General features: G+C 65.6%; 12 protein-coding genes. 11 read left to right on the forward strand and 1 reads right to left on the reverse strand.

Translation table 11 applies throughout. From position 1 onward, the window contains the following. Positions 1-149 precede the first annotated feature (149 nt). From murG to ligA, 11 genes are all read left to right on the forward strand, one after another. On the forward strand, positions 150-1250 hold the full coding sequence (gene murG / locus SO139_RS08995; protein ID WP_449379308.1) for an undecaprenyldiphospho-muramoylpentapeptide beta-N-acetylglucosaminyltransferase: 1101 nt from the start codon (positions 150-152) through the stop codon (positions 1248-1250). Positions 1251-1421: 171 nt separating this feature from the next. Further along, entirely contained in the window at positions 1422-2825 is a 1404-nt protein-coding gene (gene murC, locus SO139_RS09000) for a UDP-N-acetylmuramate--L-alanine ligase (RefSeq protein ID WP_449379307.1), read from the forward strand. Between the two features lie 8 nt (positions 2826-2833). Further along, positions 2834-3754, forward strand: a complete 921-nt coding sequence (gene murB / locus SO139_RS09005; protein WP_449379306.1) for a UDP-N-acetylmuramate dehydrogenase — start codon at positions 2834-2836, stop codon at positions 3752-3754. 64 nt (positions 3755-3818) lie between these two features. Then, positions 3819-4805, forward strand: coding sequence for a D-alanine--D-alanine ligase family protein (locus SO139_RS09010; RefSeq protein ID WP_449379305.1), 987 nt, complete (start codon positions 3819-3821; stop codon positions 4803-4805). A 340-nt stretch (positions 4806-5145) separates the two neighbouring features. Further along, positions 5146-6171, forward strand: coding sequence for a cell division protein FtsQ/DivIB (locus SO139_RS09015; RefSeq protein WP_449379304.1), 1026 nt, complete (start codon positions 5146-5148; stop codon positions 6169-6171). Next, entirely contained in the window at positions 6168-7487 is a 1320-nt protein-coding gene (gene ftsA, locus SO139_RS09020) for a cell division protein FtsA (protein WP_449379303.1), read from the forward strand. The genes SO139_RS09015 and ftsA overlap by 4 nt, the downstream gene beginning before the upstream one ends. Before the next feature lie 87 nt (positions 7488-7574). Next, positions 7575-9362 carry a cell division protein FtsZ gene (ftsZ, locus tag SO139_RS09025; protein WP_449379302.1) on the forward strand — a complete coding sequence of 596 codons (1788 nt, stop codon included), beginning with the start codon at positions 7575-7577 and terminating at the stop codon, positions 9360-9362. Positions 9363-9722: 360 nt separating this feature from the next. After that, positions 9723-10685 (forward strand): UDP-3-O-acyl-N-acetylglucosamine deacetylase, encoded by a 963-nt coding sequence (gene lpxC, locus SO139_RS09030; RefSeq protein WP_449379301.1) that lies wholly within the window; start codon positions 9723-9725, stop codon positions 10683-10685. A gap of 245 nt (positions 10686-10930) precedes the next feature. Continuing rightward, the gene (locus tag SO139_RS09035; protein WP_449379300.1) at positions 10931-11830 is read left to right on the forward strand and encodes an outer membrane protein assembly factor BamD; all 900 of its coding nucleotides are present in this window, start codon (positions 10931-10933) and stop codon (positions 11828-11830) included. Between the two features lie 16 nt (positions 11831-11846). After that, positions 11847-13535: a DNA repair protein RecN gene (gene recN / locus SO139_RS09040; protein WP_449379299.1), complete on the forward strand. Its 1689-nt coding sequence runs from the start codon at positions 11847-11849 to the stop codon at positions 13533-13535. A gap of 177 nt (positions 13536-13712) precedes the next feature. Then, entirely contained in the window at positions 13713-15866 is a 2154-nt protein-coding gene (ligA, locus tag SO139_RS09045; protein ID WP_449379298.1) for an NAD-dependent DNA ligase LigA, read from the forward strand. 179 nt (positions 15867-16045) lie between these two features. On the opposite strand, the gene SO139_RS09050 is transcribed toward ligA, so the two are convergent. Then, on the reverse strand, positions 16046-17323 hold the full coding sequence (locus SO139_RS09050; RefSeq protein ID WP_449379297.1) for a multidrug effflux MFS transporter: 1278 nt from the start codon (positions 17321-17323) through the stop codon (positions 16046-16048). Positions 17324-17353: the final 30 nt, after the last annotated feature.

The following is a 17353-nucleotide window of genomic DNA, read 5'->3' on the forward strand; positions in this document are numbered from 1 at the left end:
CCCACGCTCGCGCGGCGTCTCGAAGGGCGAGGCCAGCGGCCGGGCCTTCATCCTTCGAGACGCGCGTTCCGCGCTCCTCAGGATGAGGATTGGCATCCTGGATTTGCCCCGCTCGCAATGACGGAAAAGTCCCGGTAAAACCCTCCGCCATGGACACTTCCCCCCTGATTCTTCTCGCCGCAGGCGGCACCGGCGGTCATCTGTTCCCGGCCGAGGCGCTCGGCGTCGAATTGATCCGGCGCGGGTTTCGCGTGCGTCTCGTCACCGACGCGCGTGCGCTCCGCTACAGCGGGCTATTCAGCAAGGACATGATCGACGTCGTGGCGAGCGAAACCGCGCGCGGCCGCAATCCGCTGCAGCTTGCCCATGCCGGCTTCACGCTCGCCACCGGCACGCTCTCCGCCTTCAATCTGATGCGCCGATTGCGGCCGGTCGCAGTCGTCGGCTTCGGCGGTTATCCGACGCTGCCGCCGTTGATCGCGGCCAGGCTCGCCGGTGTGCCCGGTATCATCCACGATGCCAACGCGGTGCTCGGTCGTGCCAATCGGTTCCTGTCGCGCCATGTACGCGCGATCGCGACGTCCTTGCCGGGCGTGCTCGACCGGGATCCCACGCTGGCGCCGAAGACCACGACGGTCGGCACCCCGATGCGTCCGGCGATCCTCGCAGCCGCCGCGGTGAAGTACACGCCGCCGGAGCCCAACGGCCCGCTGCGCCTGCTTGTCGTTGGTGGTAGCCAGGGCGCGCGCATCATGGCCGACATCGTGCCCGGCGCGATCGAGCGGCTCGCGCCCGCGATCTGGAGCCGGTTGATCCTCACCCAGCAGGTCCGCGATGAGGACATGACGCGGGTGCGCGCGGTCTACGACAAGCTCAAGATCAATGCCGAGCTCGCGCCGTTCTTCACCGATTTGCCGGCGCGGCTTGCCTCGAATCATCTGGTAGTGTCGCGCTCGGGCGCCGGCACGGTCGCCGAGCTCGCGGCAATCGGGCGGCCCTCGATCCTGGTACCGCTGCCCGGCTCGATCGACCAGGACCAGTTCGCCAATGCCGGGGTGCTCGCCCAGGTGAACGGCGGTCTGCGCATCCCGCAGACCGAGTTCACCTCGGACCGGCTGGCCGCGGAGATCTCTGCCTTCGCCGTCGAGCCCGCGCGGCTTGCCGCCATGGCCGAGGCCGCCCGCGGTGCCGGCCGGCTCGATGCCGCCGAGCGGCTGGCCGACCTGGTGGTCAAAGTCGCCGGAATCTGACGTCAGTTCCGCCCCGGAATGACCAAAAATGCCCCTTGTCATGCCCCGCGAAAGCGGGGCATCCAGTAACCGGCGCAGGCTGATTTGAATCTCAGGCTTCGCGGAGTACTGGATCGTCCCGCCCCAGTGCGCAAGAGCGCACAAGGCGGACGATGACGTCGAGGAGACAACATGAGACTGCCGCGCGAGATCGGACCCATCCACTTCGTCGGGATCGGCGGCATCGGCATGAGCGGCATTGCCGAGGTGCTGGTCAATCTCGGCTACGCCGTGCAGGGCTCGGACGCCTCCGACAATTACAATCTCGACCGGCTGCGCAAGAAGGGCGCAAAGGTCTCGGTCGGCCACAGGGCCGAAAATGTCGATGGCGCCGACGTCGTCGTCGTGTCCTCCGCGATCAAGCGCGACAATCCGGAATTGATGGCGGCGCGCGCGCAGCGCATTCCCGTGGTGCGCCGTGCCGAGATGCTGGCCGAATTGATGCGGCTGAAGAGCTGCGTGGCGATCGCCGGCACCCATGGCAAGACCACGACGACGACGATGGTCGCAACGCTGCTCGATGCCGGCGGCCTCGATCCAACCGTGATCAACGGCGGCATCATCAACGCCTATGGCTCGAATGCACGGCTCGGTGCTGGCGACTGGATGGTGGTGGAAGCGGACGAGAGCGACGGCACGTTCCTGAAGCTGCCGACGGATGTCGCGATCGTCACCAATGTCGACCCAGAGCATCTCGATCACTTCAAGACGTTCGAAGCCGTGCAGGATGCGTTCCGCCAATTCGTCGAGAACCTGCCGTTCTACGGCTTTGCCGTGATGTGCATCGATCATCCGACCGTGCAGAGCCTGGTCGGCAAGATCGAGGATCGCCGCATCATCACCTATGGCGAGAACCCGCAGGCTGATGCACGGCTTGTCGATCTCACGCCGATGGGTGGCGGCTCGAAATTCAAGGTCGCGATCCGCGATCGCAAGAGCGGTGCCGTGCATGAGATCGCGGATCTCATGCTGCCGATGCCGGGACGTCACAATGCCTCCAACGCGACAGCCGCGATTGCAGTGGCGCATGAGCTCGGCGTCTCCGACGAGGCGATCCGCAAGGCGATGGCGACCTTCGGCGGCGTGAAGCGCCGTTTCACCAAGACCGGCGAGTGGAATGGTATCACCGTGATCGACGACTACGGTCACCATCCCGTCGAGATTGCTGCGGTGCTGAAGGCGGCGCGCGAATCCACCAACGGCAAGATCGTCGCCGTGGTGCAGCCGCACCGCTTCACCCGCCTGCAATCGCTGTTCGAGGAATTCTGCACCTGCTTCAACGATGCGGATGCGGTTGTTGTCGCCGAGGTCTATCCCGCAGGGGAGGCCCCGATCGAAGGCATCGACCGCGATCATTTCGTCGCCGGCCTGCGCGCCCACGGCCATCGCCAGGTGATCCCGCTGCCGGCATCCTCGGACCTCGCCGGCATCGTCAAGGGCACGGCGAAGTCAGGCGATCTCGTCGTGTGCCTGGGCGCCGGCAACATCACGCAATGGGCCTACGCGCTGCCCGGCGAATTGAAGGCGCTGGGGTGAGCCGTCGCATGAGCTTTCCCGACATCACGCCCGAACTCAAAGCCGCGATGCCTGACCTGCGCGGGCGGCTGCTGGCGAACCAGTCGCTGGCCGAGCTCACCTGGTTTCGCGTCGGCGGTCCCGCGCAGGTGTTGTTCACGCCGGCCGATGAAGACGATCTCGCTTATTTCCTCGCGCATCTGTCGACCGACATTCCGGTCTACGTCGTCGGCGTCGGCTCCAATCTCATCGTGCGCGATGGCGGCATCTCGGGCGTCGTGATCCGTCTTGCGCCGCGCGCCTTTGGCGAGGCGAGCGCGAGCGGCGACATCGTCGCCGCGGGGGCTGCCGCGCTCGACAAGCGCGTTGCCGAAGTGGCGGCCAGCGCTGATATCGGCGGGCTCGAATTCTTCTTCGGCATTCCCGGCACGATCGGCGGCGCGCTGCGGATGAATGCGGGGGCCAATGGCGGCGAGACCAAGGACGTGCTGATCGAGGCGACCGGCATCGGTCGCGACGGCACAAGGCACATCTTCTCCAATGCCGACATGAAGTTCGTCTACCGCAACAGCGGTGTCGATCCCTCGGTCATCTTCACGTCCGCGCGCTTTCGTGGCGTCATCAAGGATGCGGAGGCAATCCGCGCCCGCATGGCGGAGGTGCAAAACCATCGCGAGACCGCCCAGCCGATCCGAGAAAAAACCGGCGGCTCGACCTTCAAGAATCCGCCCGGTCACTCCGCCTGGAAGCTGATCGACGCTGCCGGCTGCCGCGGCCTGCGCGTCGGCGGCGCGCAGGTGTCGGAGATGCACTGCAACTTCCTGATCAACACCGGCGATGCGACCGGTCACGACATCGAGACACTGGGCGAGACCGTGCGCGAACGCGTGAAGGTAAATTCCGGAATTGAGCTACACTGGGAAATCAAACGGATTGGGATTCCCGCATGATCGTCATTCCACATTGCGCAAATGCGCAATGTGGAATGACGCCTACGGATAGGTGACTGAACACATGCGCATCACCATTCTCTTCGGCGGCTCCAACAGGGAGCGTCTGGTCTCGGCCGCAAGCGCGCAGGCGCTGCAGCAGGCGTTGCCCGAAGCCGATCTCTGGTTCTGGGACATCGAGGACAACGTCCACGTCGTCCAGTCGAAGCAGCTCGCCGAACACGCCCGTCCCTTCGAGGACGAGTTCAATCCGGGCACGCGCGGCGTTCCGCTGGAACAGGCGCTCGACCAGGCCAAGGTCGAGGATCGTGTGCTGGTGCTCGCGCTACATGGCGGCCGCGCCGAGAACGGCGAATTGCAGGTGATGTGCGAATCGCGCGGCGTAGCCTTCACCGGATCGGGCTCGGCGTCCTCGCATCTGGCCTTCGACAAGATTGCCGCCAAGCAGTTTGCCACCCTCGGCGGTGTGACGCCGCCGATTGGCATTGCGCTCGAAAATATCGACGACGCCTTTGCCGAATACGGCAGGCTGATCGCAAAGCCGGCGCGCGATGGTTCGAGCTACGGCCTGATCTTCGTCAACGCCAAGCAGGATCTCGTCGCGGTCCGCAATGCGGCCAAGCATGAAGAATACGTCATCGAACCCTACATCGCCGGGATCGAAGCAACCTGCGGCGTGCTGGAGCGGCCGGACGGCTCGATGATGTCGCTGCCGCCGATCGAGATCATCCCGGGCGAGGGCAATTTCGATTACGCCGCAAAGTATCTGCTCTCATCGACCCAGGAGATCTGCCCCGGCCGATTCTCGCCGGAGGTCACGGCCGCGCTGATGGACCAGGCGATGCGAGCGCACCGGGCGATGTCCTGCACCGGTTATTCCCGGTCGGACTTCATCGTGTCGGACAAGGGGCTCGTCTACCTGGAGACCAACACGCTGCCCGGCCTCACCAAGTCCTCTCTCTATCCCAAGGCGCTGAAGGCGCAGGGGATCGAGTTCGTCGACTTCCTGCATGACCTGATCGAGCTCGCCGAAGGGCGGGTGCGGAAATAATTGAGGCTGGTTAACGGCCGGCCGGACGAAACGGCCGGTTTTGGAACCCAAAATCGGTAAAATGCCGGGGATAGCGGCATAAATGCCTCACAAGACGAGGCAAAAAGCTCCAGCCGTTAACGAAGTTTACCTTTTGTTTACCAGGAAGTCCGAAGGTTAACGCTGGCGGCGCATATGGCGATTTGGCTGCCGGCGCGTGGGCTGTCGCGGGGGTTCCCGACTCCGGCCAACGCTTTGAAGGGGAGAGGCTTCTTCTGCTGACCCGGCCGGCCGGTCCGAGACGTCATGGGCGTCAGAACCCGCGAATTTTCCGCGGGCTAACTGTTGATGAGCTCGTGCAATGGATGGTGCAGGCAGTCTCACCCGGTCAGTACTTCGATCGCTGAGGCCCCAAGCTGACCTGAAGGCGGCCGCTATTGGAGCGGTCGTGCTTCTGCGCGAGTGGGTCGAGCAGAAGCGCCAAGACAAGCGCGAAGAGAAGCTCGAGGAAAAGCGTGCCCGCGCCAAGGCCCTTCCGGAGCGCGAGCCGACGCCGCGCATCGTCGCGCTGGTCGAACGCTTCCTGCCGCGCCGGGTCGGCATCAGCCTGACCGTCATCCTGCTCGCAGGCGCTACCGGTCTCGGCATCGTCAAGGGCGGCCATCTCCAGGATTTCATCATCGCGGTCAGCGATGCCCGCAATGCGCTGGCCAATTCCGCCGGCTTCCGCATCACGTCCGTCGTCATCAACGGCCGCAAGCAGCTCAGCCAGGACGAGATCCTCGCCATCGGCGGCGTCAGCGGCCGCTCATCGCTGCTGTTCCTCGATGCCGACGGCCTGCGCGACAAGCTCAAGGCCAATCCCTGGATCGCGGACGCGACTGTGCTGAAGCTCTATCCTGGCCAGCTCCAGATCGACATCACCGAGCGCAAGGCGTTCGCGCTGTGGCAGGAAGCTGGCCGACTCTCTGTGATCGCCGACGATGGCGCTGTGCTCGAGCCCTACGTTTCGCGCCGCTTCCTGACGCTGCCGCTCGTGGTCGGCAAGGGCGCAGCCAGCCAGGCGCGCGATTTCCTCGCGCTGCTCGCGCGCTACCCGCAGGTGCAGTCGGTGACCAAGGCGGCGATCTTCATCGGCGAGCGCCGTTGGAATCTGCGGCTCAAGGACGGCCTCGACGTGCGGCTGCCCGAGCAGGACGTCGGCAATGCGCTTGCCGCCCTGTCCAAGCTCGACAAGGAGGAGAAGCTGTTCTCCAAGGATATCGTCGCCGTCGACATGCGCCTGCCCGATCGTCTCGTAGTGCAGCTCTCCGACGACGTCGCGAAGGCGCGCGAAGAAATGTTCAAGGACAAGAAGTCCAAGAAGAAGGCCGGTGATTCCGCATGACCGGTCTCGATCGCACCCAGACGCCGAAGACCCGCCCGATGCCGCATAAGCGCGCCGGGCTCGTCGCCTGTCTCGACATCGGCACCAGCAAGATCGCCTGCATGATCGCGCGGCTGAAGCCGTCCGCGCCAAGCGAGGCGCTGCGCGGCCGTACCCATGCGGTGGAATTGACCGGCTACAGCCAGATCCAGTCGCGCGGCATGAAAGCTGGCGCGGTGATCGATCTCGGCGAATGCGAGCAGGCGGTGCGCCAGGCCGTCGGGCTTGCGGAGAAGATGGCGAAGGTGCGGGTCGAATCCGTGCTGCTGTCGGTCTCCGGCGGCAGGCTCGCCGGGCACATGGTCGAAGCCGCCGCCGACATCCGCGGCGGTGCGGTCACGCCGGCCGACGTCAGTCGCGTCACCTCCACCGGCATGCGCCATGCCACCGGCGAGGGCCGTACCGTGCTGCACGCGCTGCCCGTCGGCTACACGCTCGATGGCGTCAAGGGCATCCGCGATGCCCGCGGCATGATCGCGCGCCAGTTCGGCGTCGACATGAACGTGGTCACCTGCGACGCCACCGTGGCGCGCAACCTGATGCTGGCGGTGGAGCGCTGCCACATCAACGTCGAAGCCATGGCGGCGAGCCCCTATGTCGCCGGCCTCTCCGTGCTGACCGACGACGAGGCCGATCTCGGCGCCGCCGTCGTCGAGATGGGGGCGGGCACCACGACCATCGCCGTCTATTCCGGCGGCCGCTTCGTGCATGCGGCAGGCTTTGCGCTCGGCGGTCATCACATCACGATGGACCTGGCGCGCGGACTGTCGGCGACCATCGCTGACGCCGAGCGGATCAAGACGCTTTACGGCACGGTCATCACCGGCGGATCGGACTCGCGCGAGCTGATGTCGGTGCCGACCGCAGGCGACGAGCAGGATCTGCCGCAGATCGTCTCCCGCGCCACCATCGCCAACATCGTCAAGCACCGGGCCGAGGAAATCTTCGAGATGGTCCGCGACAAGCTGAAGGAATCGCCCTTCGCGGCCGAGCCGAATGGCCGCATCGTTCTCAGCGGCGGCGCCTCGCAGCTCACCGGGCTCGTCGAGCTCGGCACGCAAATTCTCGGCCGTCCCGTGCGGATCGGTCGCCCGCTCGGCTTCGGCCGGCTGCCCAATGAGGCGAAGAACGCCGCCTTCGCGGTGCCCGCCGGGCTCCTGGTCTACCCGCAATATGTTCACCTTGAACATGTCGAACCGCGGCATACGCGGCAGATCAAGACAGGGACCGGCGGTTATTTCGGAAAGGTCGGACGATGGCTTCGCGAGGGCTTCTGATGACAGGCTTCCACGTTCCCGGATTTTCACCAACTCCCGCGGCCGCCGGCCGGGGCGAACCCACGCGCGCGTGATCGAGAGGCAACCATGACCATCAGCATCAACGTTCCTGATATTCACGAACTGAAGCCGCGGATCACCGTGTTTGGCGTCGGCGGCGCCGGCGGCAACGCCGTCAACAACATGATCACGGCGGGCCTTCAGGGCGTCGACTTCGTGGTCGCCAACACCGACGCGCAGGCGCTGACGATGTCGAAGGCGCAGCGCATCGTGCAGATGGGTACGCAGGTCACGCAAGGCCTCGGCGCCGGCTCGCAGCCGAACGTCGGTGCGGCCGCCGCGGAAGAGGTGATTGACGAGCTCCGCGACCATCTCTCGGGCGCCAACATGGTGTTCGTCACCGCCGGCATGGGCGGCGGCACCGGCACCGGTGCAGCTCCGGTGATCGCCAAGACCGCGCGCGACATGGGCATCCTCACCGTCGGCGTGGTGACCAAGCCTTTCCACTTCGAAGGCGGCCGCCGCATGCGCACCGCTGAAGCCGGCATCAACGAGCTGCACAAGGTCGTCGATACGCTGCTGATCATCCCGAACCAGAACCTGTTCCGGGTCGCCAACGAGAAAACCACCTTCGCCGACGCCTTCGCGATGGCCGACCAGGTGCTCTATTCGGGCGTTGCCTGCATCACCGACCTCATGGTGAAGGAAGGCCTGATCAACCTCGACTTCGCCGACGTCCGCGCCGTGATGCGTGAGATGGGCAAGGCGATGATGGGCACGGGCGAAGCCTCCGGCGACAAGCGCGCACTGACCGCGGCCGAAGCTGCGATCGCCAATCCGCTGATCGACGATTCCTCGATGAAGGGTGCCAAGGGCCTCCTGATCTCGATCACCGGCGGCAAGGACCTCACCTTGTTCGAGGTCGATGAAGCCGCGACCCGCATCCGCGAGGAGGTCGACCAGGACGCCAACATCATCGTCGGCGCCACCTTCGACGAAGCCCTCGACGGCCTGATCCGCGTCTCGGTCGTTGCCACCGGCATCGAGCAGGCGGCGATCGCCCGCAACAGCCAGGCCTCCAGCGCACCGGCGGTCGCCGTTGCCGCCCCGCAGGCTCCGGCCGCCGTGGCTGAAACCCGGCTCGCCGATCTCACCGCGCGGTTGCGCGCGGACAACCAGCGGCTCGCCGAGCGCGCCCAGAAGCTGGAAGCGCAGATCCCGCCGGCCGCAGCCGCGCCGGTCGCTGCCGCCCCCATGGCGCCGCGTCCCAATGTCGAGCGTGCCGCATTGGCTGCGATTGCCGCCGCTGTGGCTCCCGAAGTGCCGCATGCCCCGGCGCCCCAAACCTATGGCGACGTCACCGTGCGCCCGATCGCGCAAAAGCCCTCGCTGTTCCCCGAGCCGGAAGCAGCACCCGTCGCGATGCAGGAGCCGATGACGCCGGAAACCTTCATCCCGCCGCAGGCGGAGCGTCCGCCGCTGCGTGCGCCGCGGATGCCGCGCCTCGAGGACCTGCCGATGCCGGCTCAGGCCGAGATTCGCCAGGGCCGCGAGGCCGAGGACGAGCCGACCCAGAAGACCCGCCTGTCGCTGCTGCAGCGCCTTGCCAATGTCGGCCTTGGCCGTCGCGACGAGGAGAGTGAGCCGCCGGTTACGGCGCGCACCACCGGCCCGGCGATGCCGCCAATGCCCGAGCGCAAGCCGCAGCGCAGCGTGGCTCAGCAGATCGCAGCCAGCGATCCGGTATCGGAGTATGCCCGCCGGCCGGCGCCGCAGGGATTGGACGTCCATGGCCGCCCTGCGCCTGTTGCGCCGGGGCCACAGGGAGACGACCATCTTGACATCCCGGCCTTCCTCCGCCGGCAGGCGACGTGAGGATTGTTACAATCCTCCGAGCGGAAAAGGTCCTGGCGAATCGATCGCCGGGACCTTTGCTTTTGGCCGGGAGGATTCCGGGCTGCGAGACCAACTGACTGATTTTAAATGATTAATTATGTATTCCGTGGTGGAGTAAAGTTGCCGAAACCACCTCCAAACGTGGCGCAAATTGGTTCACGCCACGCCCGAATGCGGCAGAGTTGGGGTAACAATTGGTAAAAAAGCGTGAGTTGGCTTGTTTGGGGCAGTGACTATGGTCTGCGCGTGACTTGGGGATACGGAGATTCGAGCTGGTGCCTCGGACGGCCAGTTCGGTTCAGTATAAGTCGCAGTGGGTCGTAGGGTGGGCAGTTCCCGATGAAATTTAGCCGGCAAACAACGCTCCGCGCGCAGGCCACAGTGGTTGGCGTCGGCGTTCATTCCGGTCTCCCCGTCACGCTGACCTTGGGGCCTGCACCTGTCGATGCAGGCTTGGTTTTTGTCCGCACTGGTCTCGAAGGTTGCGACCGCGAAGTGCAGGCCACCGCCGAACAGGTCATCGCAACCGATTTCGCGACCGTGCTTGGCGACCGCGACGGCGCACTGGTGTCGACCGCTGAGCACGTGCTTGCGGCACTGCGTGGCATGGGCGTGGACAACGCCACCATCGAAATCGACGGTCCGGAAGTTCCGATCATGGACGGTAGCGCAGCGGCGTTCGTCGCGGCGATCGACCAGGCCGGCATCGTCAGCCAGCCGGCACAGCGCCGGTTCATCCAGATTTTGAAGCCGGTCTCGGTTGCGATTGGTGATTCCTTCGGCGAGCTGCGGCCTTACGCCAACGGCTTCCGTGCCGAGGTCGAGATCAATTTCGCCAATCCCGTGATCGGCCGGCAGGCCTACACGTTCGAGCTCAGCCCGGAGCGCTTCCGCCGCGAGATCGCGCGGGCCCGCACCTTCGGCCTGATGTGCGATCAGGCGCGTCTCTGGAGCGCGGGCTTTGCGCGCGGCGCCTCCTTCGAGAACACCGTCGTGTTTGACGAGGAGCGGCTGCTGAATACCGAAGGTCTGCGCTACGCCGACGAATGCGTGCGCCACAAGGTGCTGGACGTGGTGGGAGATCTGGCGCTGGCCGGCCTTCCGCTGCTCGGCGCCTACCGTTCGGTCCGCGGCGGCCACAAGCTCAACCACGCCGTCCTGACCGCGCTGCTTGCCGATCGGACTGCCTGGCGGGTGGTAGAAGGTGAGGCGGCTCGCCGCACCACGCGTCCGGTGGTCGAGGTCGGCAGCGGTATCGTGGGTGGCCGGATTGCCGCCGCCTACGGGCCGGACGTGTCCTGAACGGCCGATTCCGGCCGCTTTGGCTAGCCAGCGCATTTCCTGGTAACCATGATCGACTAGCTTCAGTGCACCGTCGCCTTAATCCGGGCGAAATGCCTGCCTATCCGGGACGTTACCGATCGTTTTTGGGCTATACCGGCTTGGGTCGCATGGCAGGGCGCCGAAGCACGGGCAAACAGATTTCGCGGCCGTGGCGGGGTCATGGCGTGGCGGGCAGCGCATCACAGGGCGTCAGGTCTTAATTTATGTCAGCACAGCGTATGACGCGCGAATCACTCACGGCTTCGCTCGCGCCCTCGGCGCGACGGTTGCTGCAGGCTGCCACGTTCCTCGTGCTCGCGCTGCCGCTCGGCGGCTGCGGCGCGGGCGAACTGTGGGACAAGTTCACCGCCAAGGACGACACCTTCGTCGAGGAGCCGGCCGACAAGCTCTACAATGAGGGCCTGTACCTCATGAACGAGAAGAAGGACATCAAGGCGGCGAACAAGAAGTTCGAGGAGGTCGACCGGCAGCACCCCTATTCCGACCTGGCCCGCAAGTCGCTTCTGATGTCGGCTTACGCGTCCTACCAGGCGGGCGACTATGACAGCTGCATCGGCTCTGCGAGCCGTTACGTCACCCTGCATCCCGGCAGCCCGGACGCGGCCTACGCGCAATATCTGATCGCGGCCTCCCATTACGACCAGATCCCCGACATCAGCCGCGACCAGACCCGCACCGAGAAGGCGATCGCCTCGCTCGAAGAGGTGGTGCGCAAATATCCGAACTCCGAATACGCGACCAGCGCCAAGGCCAAGATCGAGGGCGGGCGCGATCAGCTCGCCGGCAAGGAGATGGCCGTCGGTCGCTATTACGCGCAGAAGCGCGACTTCACGGCCGCGATCAACCGCTACAAGACCGTGGTCACGCAGTACCAGACCACGCGCCACGTCGAGGAGGCGCTCTACCGCCTGACCGAGGCCTATATGGCGATCGGCATCGTTGGCGAGGCGCAGACCGCCGCCGCCGTGCTCGGGCACAATTTTCCTGACAGCCGCTGGTACAAGGACGCCTATAATCTTGTAAAATCCGGCGGTCTCGAGCCGAGCGAGAATCAGGGGTCCTGGATCAGCAGGACCTTCAAGAAGATGGGCCTCGGCGGCTAGGAAATTTTGGGGTTCCATGCTGGCGCGTCTGTCGATCCGTGACATCGTCCTGATCGAACGGCTCGATATCGAATTCGCGACCGGCCTTGCGGTTTTGACCGGCGAGACCGGCGCGGGAAAATCCATCCTGCTCGATGCCTTTGCGCTGGCGCTCGGCGGCCGCGGCGACGCCGGCCTCGTGCGCCACGGCGCGGAGCAGGGGCAGGTCACGGCCGTGTTCGACGTGCCCAAGGCCCATCCCGCGACGAAGATCCTCGCCGAGAACGGGCTGGAAGAGGCGAGTTTTGCAGATTCTTGCGAGATGATCCTGCGCCGCGTGCAGCTCGCCGACGGCCGCACCCGCGCCTTCATCAACGACCAGTCGATCAGCGTGCAGACCCTCAAAGCGGTCGGTGCCGCGCTGGTCGAGATCCACGGCCAGCATGACGAGCGCGCGCTGGTCGATGCTTCCACGCATCGCCGCCTGCTCGATGCCTTTGCCGGGCTGGAGAAGGATGTCACGGCCGTTGAAGCGCTGTGGGATGCGCGGCGCACCGCCAACACCGCGCTGGAGGAGCATCGCGCCGGCATGGAGCGCGCCGCGCGCGAGGCGGATTATCTGCGTCATGCCTCGGACGAATTGAAGCAGCTTGCGCCGAAGGACGGCGAGGAGACCGCCCTGGCCTCCCGCCGTACCACCATGATGCAGGGCGAGAAGATCGCCTCCGACCTGCGCGAGGCGCAGGAAATCGTCGGCGGTCACAATTCGCCGGTCGCGGCTCTTTCGGCGGCAGTGCGAAGGCTGGAACGCCGCGGCGTCAATTCACCGGCGCTGGTCGAGCCCGCGGTGAAGGCGATCGACGCCGCGATCAATTCGTTGGAGGAGGCCGACCAGCATCTCCAGGCCGCGCTCGCCGCCACCGATTTCGACCCCTTGGAGCTCGAGCGTATCGAGGAGCGGCTGTTCGCGCTGCGTGCAGCCTCGCGCAAATATTCGACGCCCGTCGATGGCCTGGCAGCGCTTGCCGCGAAGTACGCGGCCGATGTCAGGCTGATCGACGCCGGCGCCGAACAGTTGAAGAAGCTCGAGCAGTCCGCGATCGAGACTGATGCGCGCTACGCGGCAGCTGCCGAGAAGCTCTCGGCTGCACGCCAGAAATCGGCCGAAAAGCTCAACAAGGCCGTCAATGCCGAGCTCGCGCCGCTCAAGCTCGAACGCGCGAAATTCATGACCCAGGTCGAGACGGATGAGCGCGCACCGGGACCGCAGGGGTTCGATCGCGTCGAGTTCTGGGTGCAGACCAATCCGGGCACCAAGCCGGGGCCGCTGATGAAGGTTGCCTCCGGCGGCGAGCTGTCGCGCTTCCTCCTCGCGCTGAAGGTCGTGCTGTCCGACCGCGGCTCGGCGCCGACCCTGGTGTTCGACGAAATCGACACCGGCGTTGGCGGCGCGGTGGCAGATGCCATCGGCGCACGGCTCGCGCGGCTTGCCGGCCAGGTGCAGGTGATGGCCGTGACCCACGCCCCGCAGGTCGCCGCACGCGCCGACCAGCATCTGCTGATTTCCAAGGACGCCCTCGACAAGGGCAAGCGCGTCGCCACCCGCGTCAATGCGCTCGCCGCCGACCACCGCCGCGAGGAGATCGCGCGGATGCTGGCGGGGGCGGAGATCACGGCGGAGGCGAGGGCGGCGGCGGAGCGGTTGTTGAGGGCGGCGACGGCGTAGATCTCGTGTCCCGGACGCGGTGCAGCGCGCAGCGCTGCTCCGCAGAGCCGGGACCCACAATGGTGCCTCAAGATGGGCCCCGGATCAGCAGCGCACCGCTTTGCGCTGCGCAGCGTCCGGGGCACGAGATTTCCACACGCCCTTAACCTCGCGCAGCGTCTGTCGTATTCAACGGTCATGGCAAGAGCAGCAAAATCCAAAACGAAGACGCTTCCCGACGTCGCCGATCTCACCAAGGCGCAGGCCAAGGTCGAGCACGTGCGGCTTGCCCTCGAACTCGAGGGGCACGACAAGCGCTACTATCAGGACGACGCGCCGACGATAACGGATGCCGAATATGACGCGCTGCGCCAGCGCTTCAATGCGATCGAGAAGCGCTTTCCGGAATTCGTCAGCGCCGAGTCGCCGTCGCAGAAGATCGGCGCGGCGCCGTCCGGACGCTTCAAGAAGGTCCGGCACGCAGTGCCGATGCTGTCGCTCGACAACGCCTTTGCGGAAGAGGACGTGCGTGATTTCGTTGGTCGCATTGCGCGCTTCCTGAAGCTTGCCGACGACAGGATCGATTTCTCCGCCGAGCCCAAGATCGACGGGCTCTCGATGTCGCTGCGCTATGAGGGCGGCGAGCTCGTCACCGCGGCGACACGCGGCGACGGCGCGGAGGGCGAGGACGTCACTGCCAACATCCGTACGCTCGAGGACGTGCCGAAGAAGCTCAAAGGCCGCAACGTCCCCGACATCTGCGAGGTGCGCGGCGAGGTCTACATGACCAAGAAGGCTTTTCTTGCGCTCAACGAGCGGCAGAAGGCGGCCGGCGACACCATCTTCGCCAATCCGCGCAACTCGGCCGCAGGCTCGCTGCGGCAGAAGGACCCCGGGATCACCGCCTCGCGCCCGCTTGGCTTCTTTGCTTATGCGTGGGGGCAGATGAGTGCCATGCCGGAGGGCACGCAGAGTGGCATGATCCACTGGTTCGAGCGCTGCGGCTTCAAGACCAATCCGCTGACCAAGCTCTGTCACTCCGTTGAGGAGCTGCTCGCGTTTCATCATTCAATCGAAGAGCAGCGTGCCGAGCTCGACTACGACATCGACGGCGTGGTCTACAAGGTCGACCGCATCGACTGGCAGGAACGGCTCGGCTTCGTGTCGCGCACGCCGCGCTGGGGTATTGCGCACAAGTTTCCGGCCGAGCGCGCCATGACGGTGCTGCGCGACATCGAGATCCAGGTCGGTCGCACCGGCTCGTTCACGCCGGTCGGCAAGCTCGAACCGATCGGCGTCGGCGGCGTGATCGTGCAGAACGTCACGCTGCACAACGAGGACTACATCAAGGGCATTGGCAACAAGGGTGAGGTGCTGCGCGAGGGCCGTGACATCCGGATCGGCGACACCGTCGTGATCCAACGCGCTGGCGACGTCATCCCGCAGGTCGTCGACGTCGTGATCGACAAGCGGCCGAAGAATGCGAAGGAATTCCAGTTCCCGAAGAAGTGCCCGTGCCCGCTACACACCGATGTGGTGCGCGAGGAGACGGCGACGGGCGAGGAGGGGTCGCGCGCCCGCTGCACCGGCGAGTTCGCCTGTCCCTATCAGAAGATCGAGCATTTGAAGCTGTTCGTGTCGCGGCGGGCGTTCGACATCGATGGCCTCGGCGAGAAGCAGCTTCAGTACTTCTTCGACGAAGGATTTGTGAAGGAGCCCGCCGACATCTTCACGCTGCAGAAGCGCAATGCGAAGCTGAAGCTGGAGGAGATCGAGGGTTACGGCGAGACCTCGATACGCAACCTCTTCGGCGCCATCGAAAGCCGGCGCAACATCGCGCTGGAGCGCTTCATCTATGCGCTCGGCATGCGTCATGTCGGCGAGACCACGGCGCTCGCGCTGGCGCGCGGCTATGGCTCATGGGATGCCTTCCACGACGCCTGCCTGAAGGTCGCTCACGGCGACGAGGAGGCAATTGCCGACATGGATGCGCTGGACCAGATCGGCGACACCGTGATCAAGAGCATCGCCGACTATTTCGGCGAGAGCCACAACCGCGGCATCGTCGAGCGGCTGACCGGCGAAGTCGACATCATCGACGCCGAGAAGCCGAAGAGCAACTCGGCCGTCGCCGGCAAGACCGTGGTGTTCACGGGCTCGCTGGAGAAGATGACGCGGGATGAGGCCAAGGCGACCGCGGAACGGCTGGGCGCGAAAGTGTCGGGCTCGGTGTCGAAGAAGACCGATCTCGTCGTCGCCGGCCCCGGCGCAGGGTCCAAGTTGGCTGACGCCAACAAGCACGGCGTCAAGGTGCTGACCGAGGATGAGTGGCTGAAGCTGATCGGGGAGTGAGGTTTTGGCGCTCGCTGCTGCCTCTTGCTTCGCCGTCATCGCCCGCGCAGGCGCAGGCGGGCGATCCAGTATTCCAGGGGCCGTGCGAGGATACGGAGAGGCCGCGGCGTACTGGATCCCCCGCTTTCGCGGGGGATGACACCGAGAGTGTTGGAACAGCTGTCGCTCGCGGCGACCCCTCACATCATCCCGCTCTCTTCCTCTTCCGCCTGCTCGATCAGTTCTTCGCTGACCACGACCTCGCGTCGCGGCACGATGAAGATCATGGTGGAGGCGCACAGCAGTGAGATCGCCGTTATCGCTGAAGTCAGCGGCAGCGTCGTCGTGGAGTGGCCGCCGAGATAGGCGCCGAATTGCGATACCAGCGACCCGATGCCCTGTTGCAGGAAGCCCATCGCGCCTGACGCAGTGCCGGCGGCTTCGGGGCGGACGCTGATGGCGCCCGCGGCCGAGTTCGCCATCACGAAGGCATTGCCGACCATCACGATCATCTGCGTGCCGAACAGCCAGCCTGGTGCCTCGTTCCAGCCGGTCAGGCTCCAGACAAGGTTCAGGACGCTGCCGCTGAGCTGCAGTGCGAGCCCGAACCAGATCAGCCTCTCCAGCGAGTGCCGCGGCGAAAAGCGCACGCAAAGGAGATTGCCGACCAGATACGCAAACGCCGTGGTCGCGAACCACGCGCCATATTCGGCGCTGCTGCGGCCCATCTGCGTGACCACGATGTAGGGGCCGCCACCGGCGAAGGTGAAAATGATCTGCGAGGCCAGCACCTGGCACAGCACATAGCCGACGAAGGCGCGATTGCGGATGAGGCTGCCGACGTCGCCGCGAAAGCCGCTGCCGGCGGCGCGAGCGCGGCGCGTCTCGGGCAGCGTCAGCGCGATGCCGACGGAGACTAAGAGCGAACCTCCCGTGATGGCGTAGAAGATCGCGCGCCAGCCGAACGCAGTCTCGATCAGGCCGCCGGTCAGGGGTGAGAGCATTTGCGCGATCATCATGACGGCGACGACGAGGCTGATCATCGCGCCGACGCGCTCGCGCTCGTAGAGGTCGCGGATGATGGCGCGGCTCACCACCATGCCCGTGGCACCGCCCAGCGCCTGGAAGAAGCGTGCTGCGATCAGTTGCGGCAGGTTATCCGCGAAGATGCAGGCGATGCTTGCCGCGACCATGAGCGCGAGCCCTGCGAGCAGCACCGGTCGCCGGCCGAACCGGTCGGACAGCGGTCCCATGATGATCTGCGAGCAGGCGATGCCGACCATGTAGAGCGACACCGTCATCTGCGCGACCGAGATGTCGCGACCGAACGTCGTCGCCAGCACCGGCAGCGCCGGAACCAGCATGTAAAGCGAGATCGGCGCGACGCCGGTCATGGCGACGAGCAACATCAGCATCACGCGAGAGGTCGCGAGGTTCTGTTGCGCCGAGAGCGTCGGCTTGCCCATCATGCCATGCATGGATCGACACTAGCCGCATGACGGGATCAG

The sequence above is a fragment of the Bradyrhizobium sp. UFLA05-89 genome (genome assembly GCF_059803475.1).

Bases quoted from the DNA above. Each gene is read 5' to 3' on its own strand.
- murB (WP_449379306.1), top strand. From the start codon at position 2,834: ATGAGCTTTCCCGACATCACGCCCGAACTCAAAGCCGCGATGCCTGAC.
- ftsZ (WP_449379302.1), top strand. From the start codon at position 7,575: ATGACCATCAGCATCAACGTTCCTGATATTCACGAACTGAAGCCGCGG.
- recN (WP_449379299.1), top strand. From the start codon at position 11,847: ATGCTGGCGCGTCTGTCGATCCGTGACATCGTCCTGATCGAACGGCTC.
- SO139_RS09035 (WP_449379300.1), top strand. From the start codon at position 10,931: ATGTCAGCACAGCGTATGACGCGCGAATCACTCACGGCTTCGCTCGCG.
- lpxC (WP_449379301.1), top strand. From the start codon at position 9,723: ATGAAATTTAGCCGGCAAACAACGCTCCGCGCGCAGGCCACAGTGGTT.
- murC (WP_449379307.1), top strand. From the start codon at position 1,422: ATGAGACTGCCGCGCGAGATCGGACCCATCCACTTCGTCGGGATCGGC.
- SO139_RS09050 (WP_449379297.1), bottom strand. From the start codon at position 17,323: ATGCATGGCATGATGGGCAAGCCGACGCTCTCGGCGCAACAGAACCTC.
- SO139_RS09010 (WP_449379305.1), top strand. From the start codon at position 3,819: ATGCGCATCACCATTCTCTTCGGCGGCTCCAACAGGGAGCGTCTGGTC.
- ftsA (WP_449379303.1), top strand. From the start codon at position 6,168: ATGACCGGTCTCGATCGCACCCAGACGCCGAAGACCCGCCCGATGCCG.
- murG (WP_449379308.1), top strand. From the start codon at position 150: ATGGACACTTCCCCCCTGATTCTTCTCGCCGCAGGCGGCACCGGCGGT.
- SO139_RS09015 (WP_449379304.1), top strand. From the start codon at position 5,146: ATGGATGGTGCAGGCAGTCTCACCCGGTCAGTACTTCGATCGCTGAGG.
- ligA (WP_449379298.1), top strand. From the start codon at position 13,713: ATGGCAAGAGCAGCAAAATCCAAAACGAAGACGCTTCCCGACGTCGCC.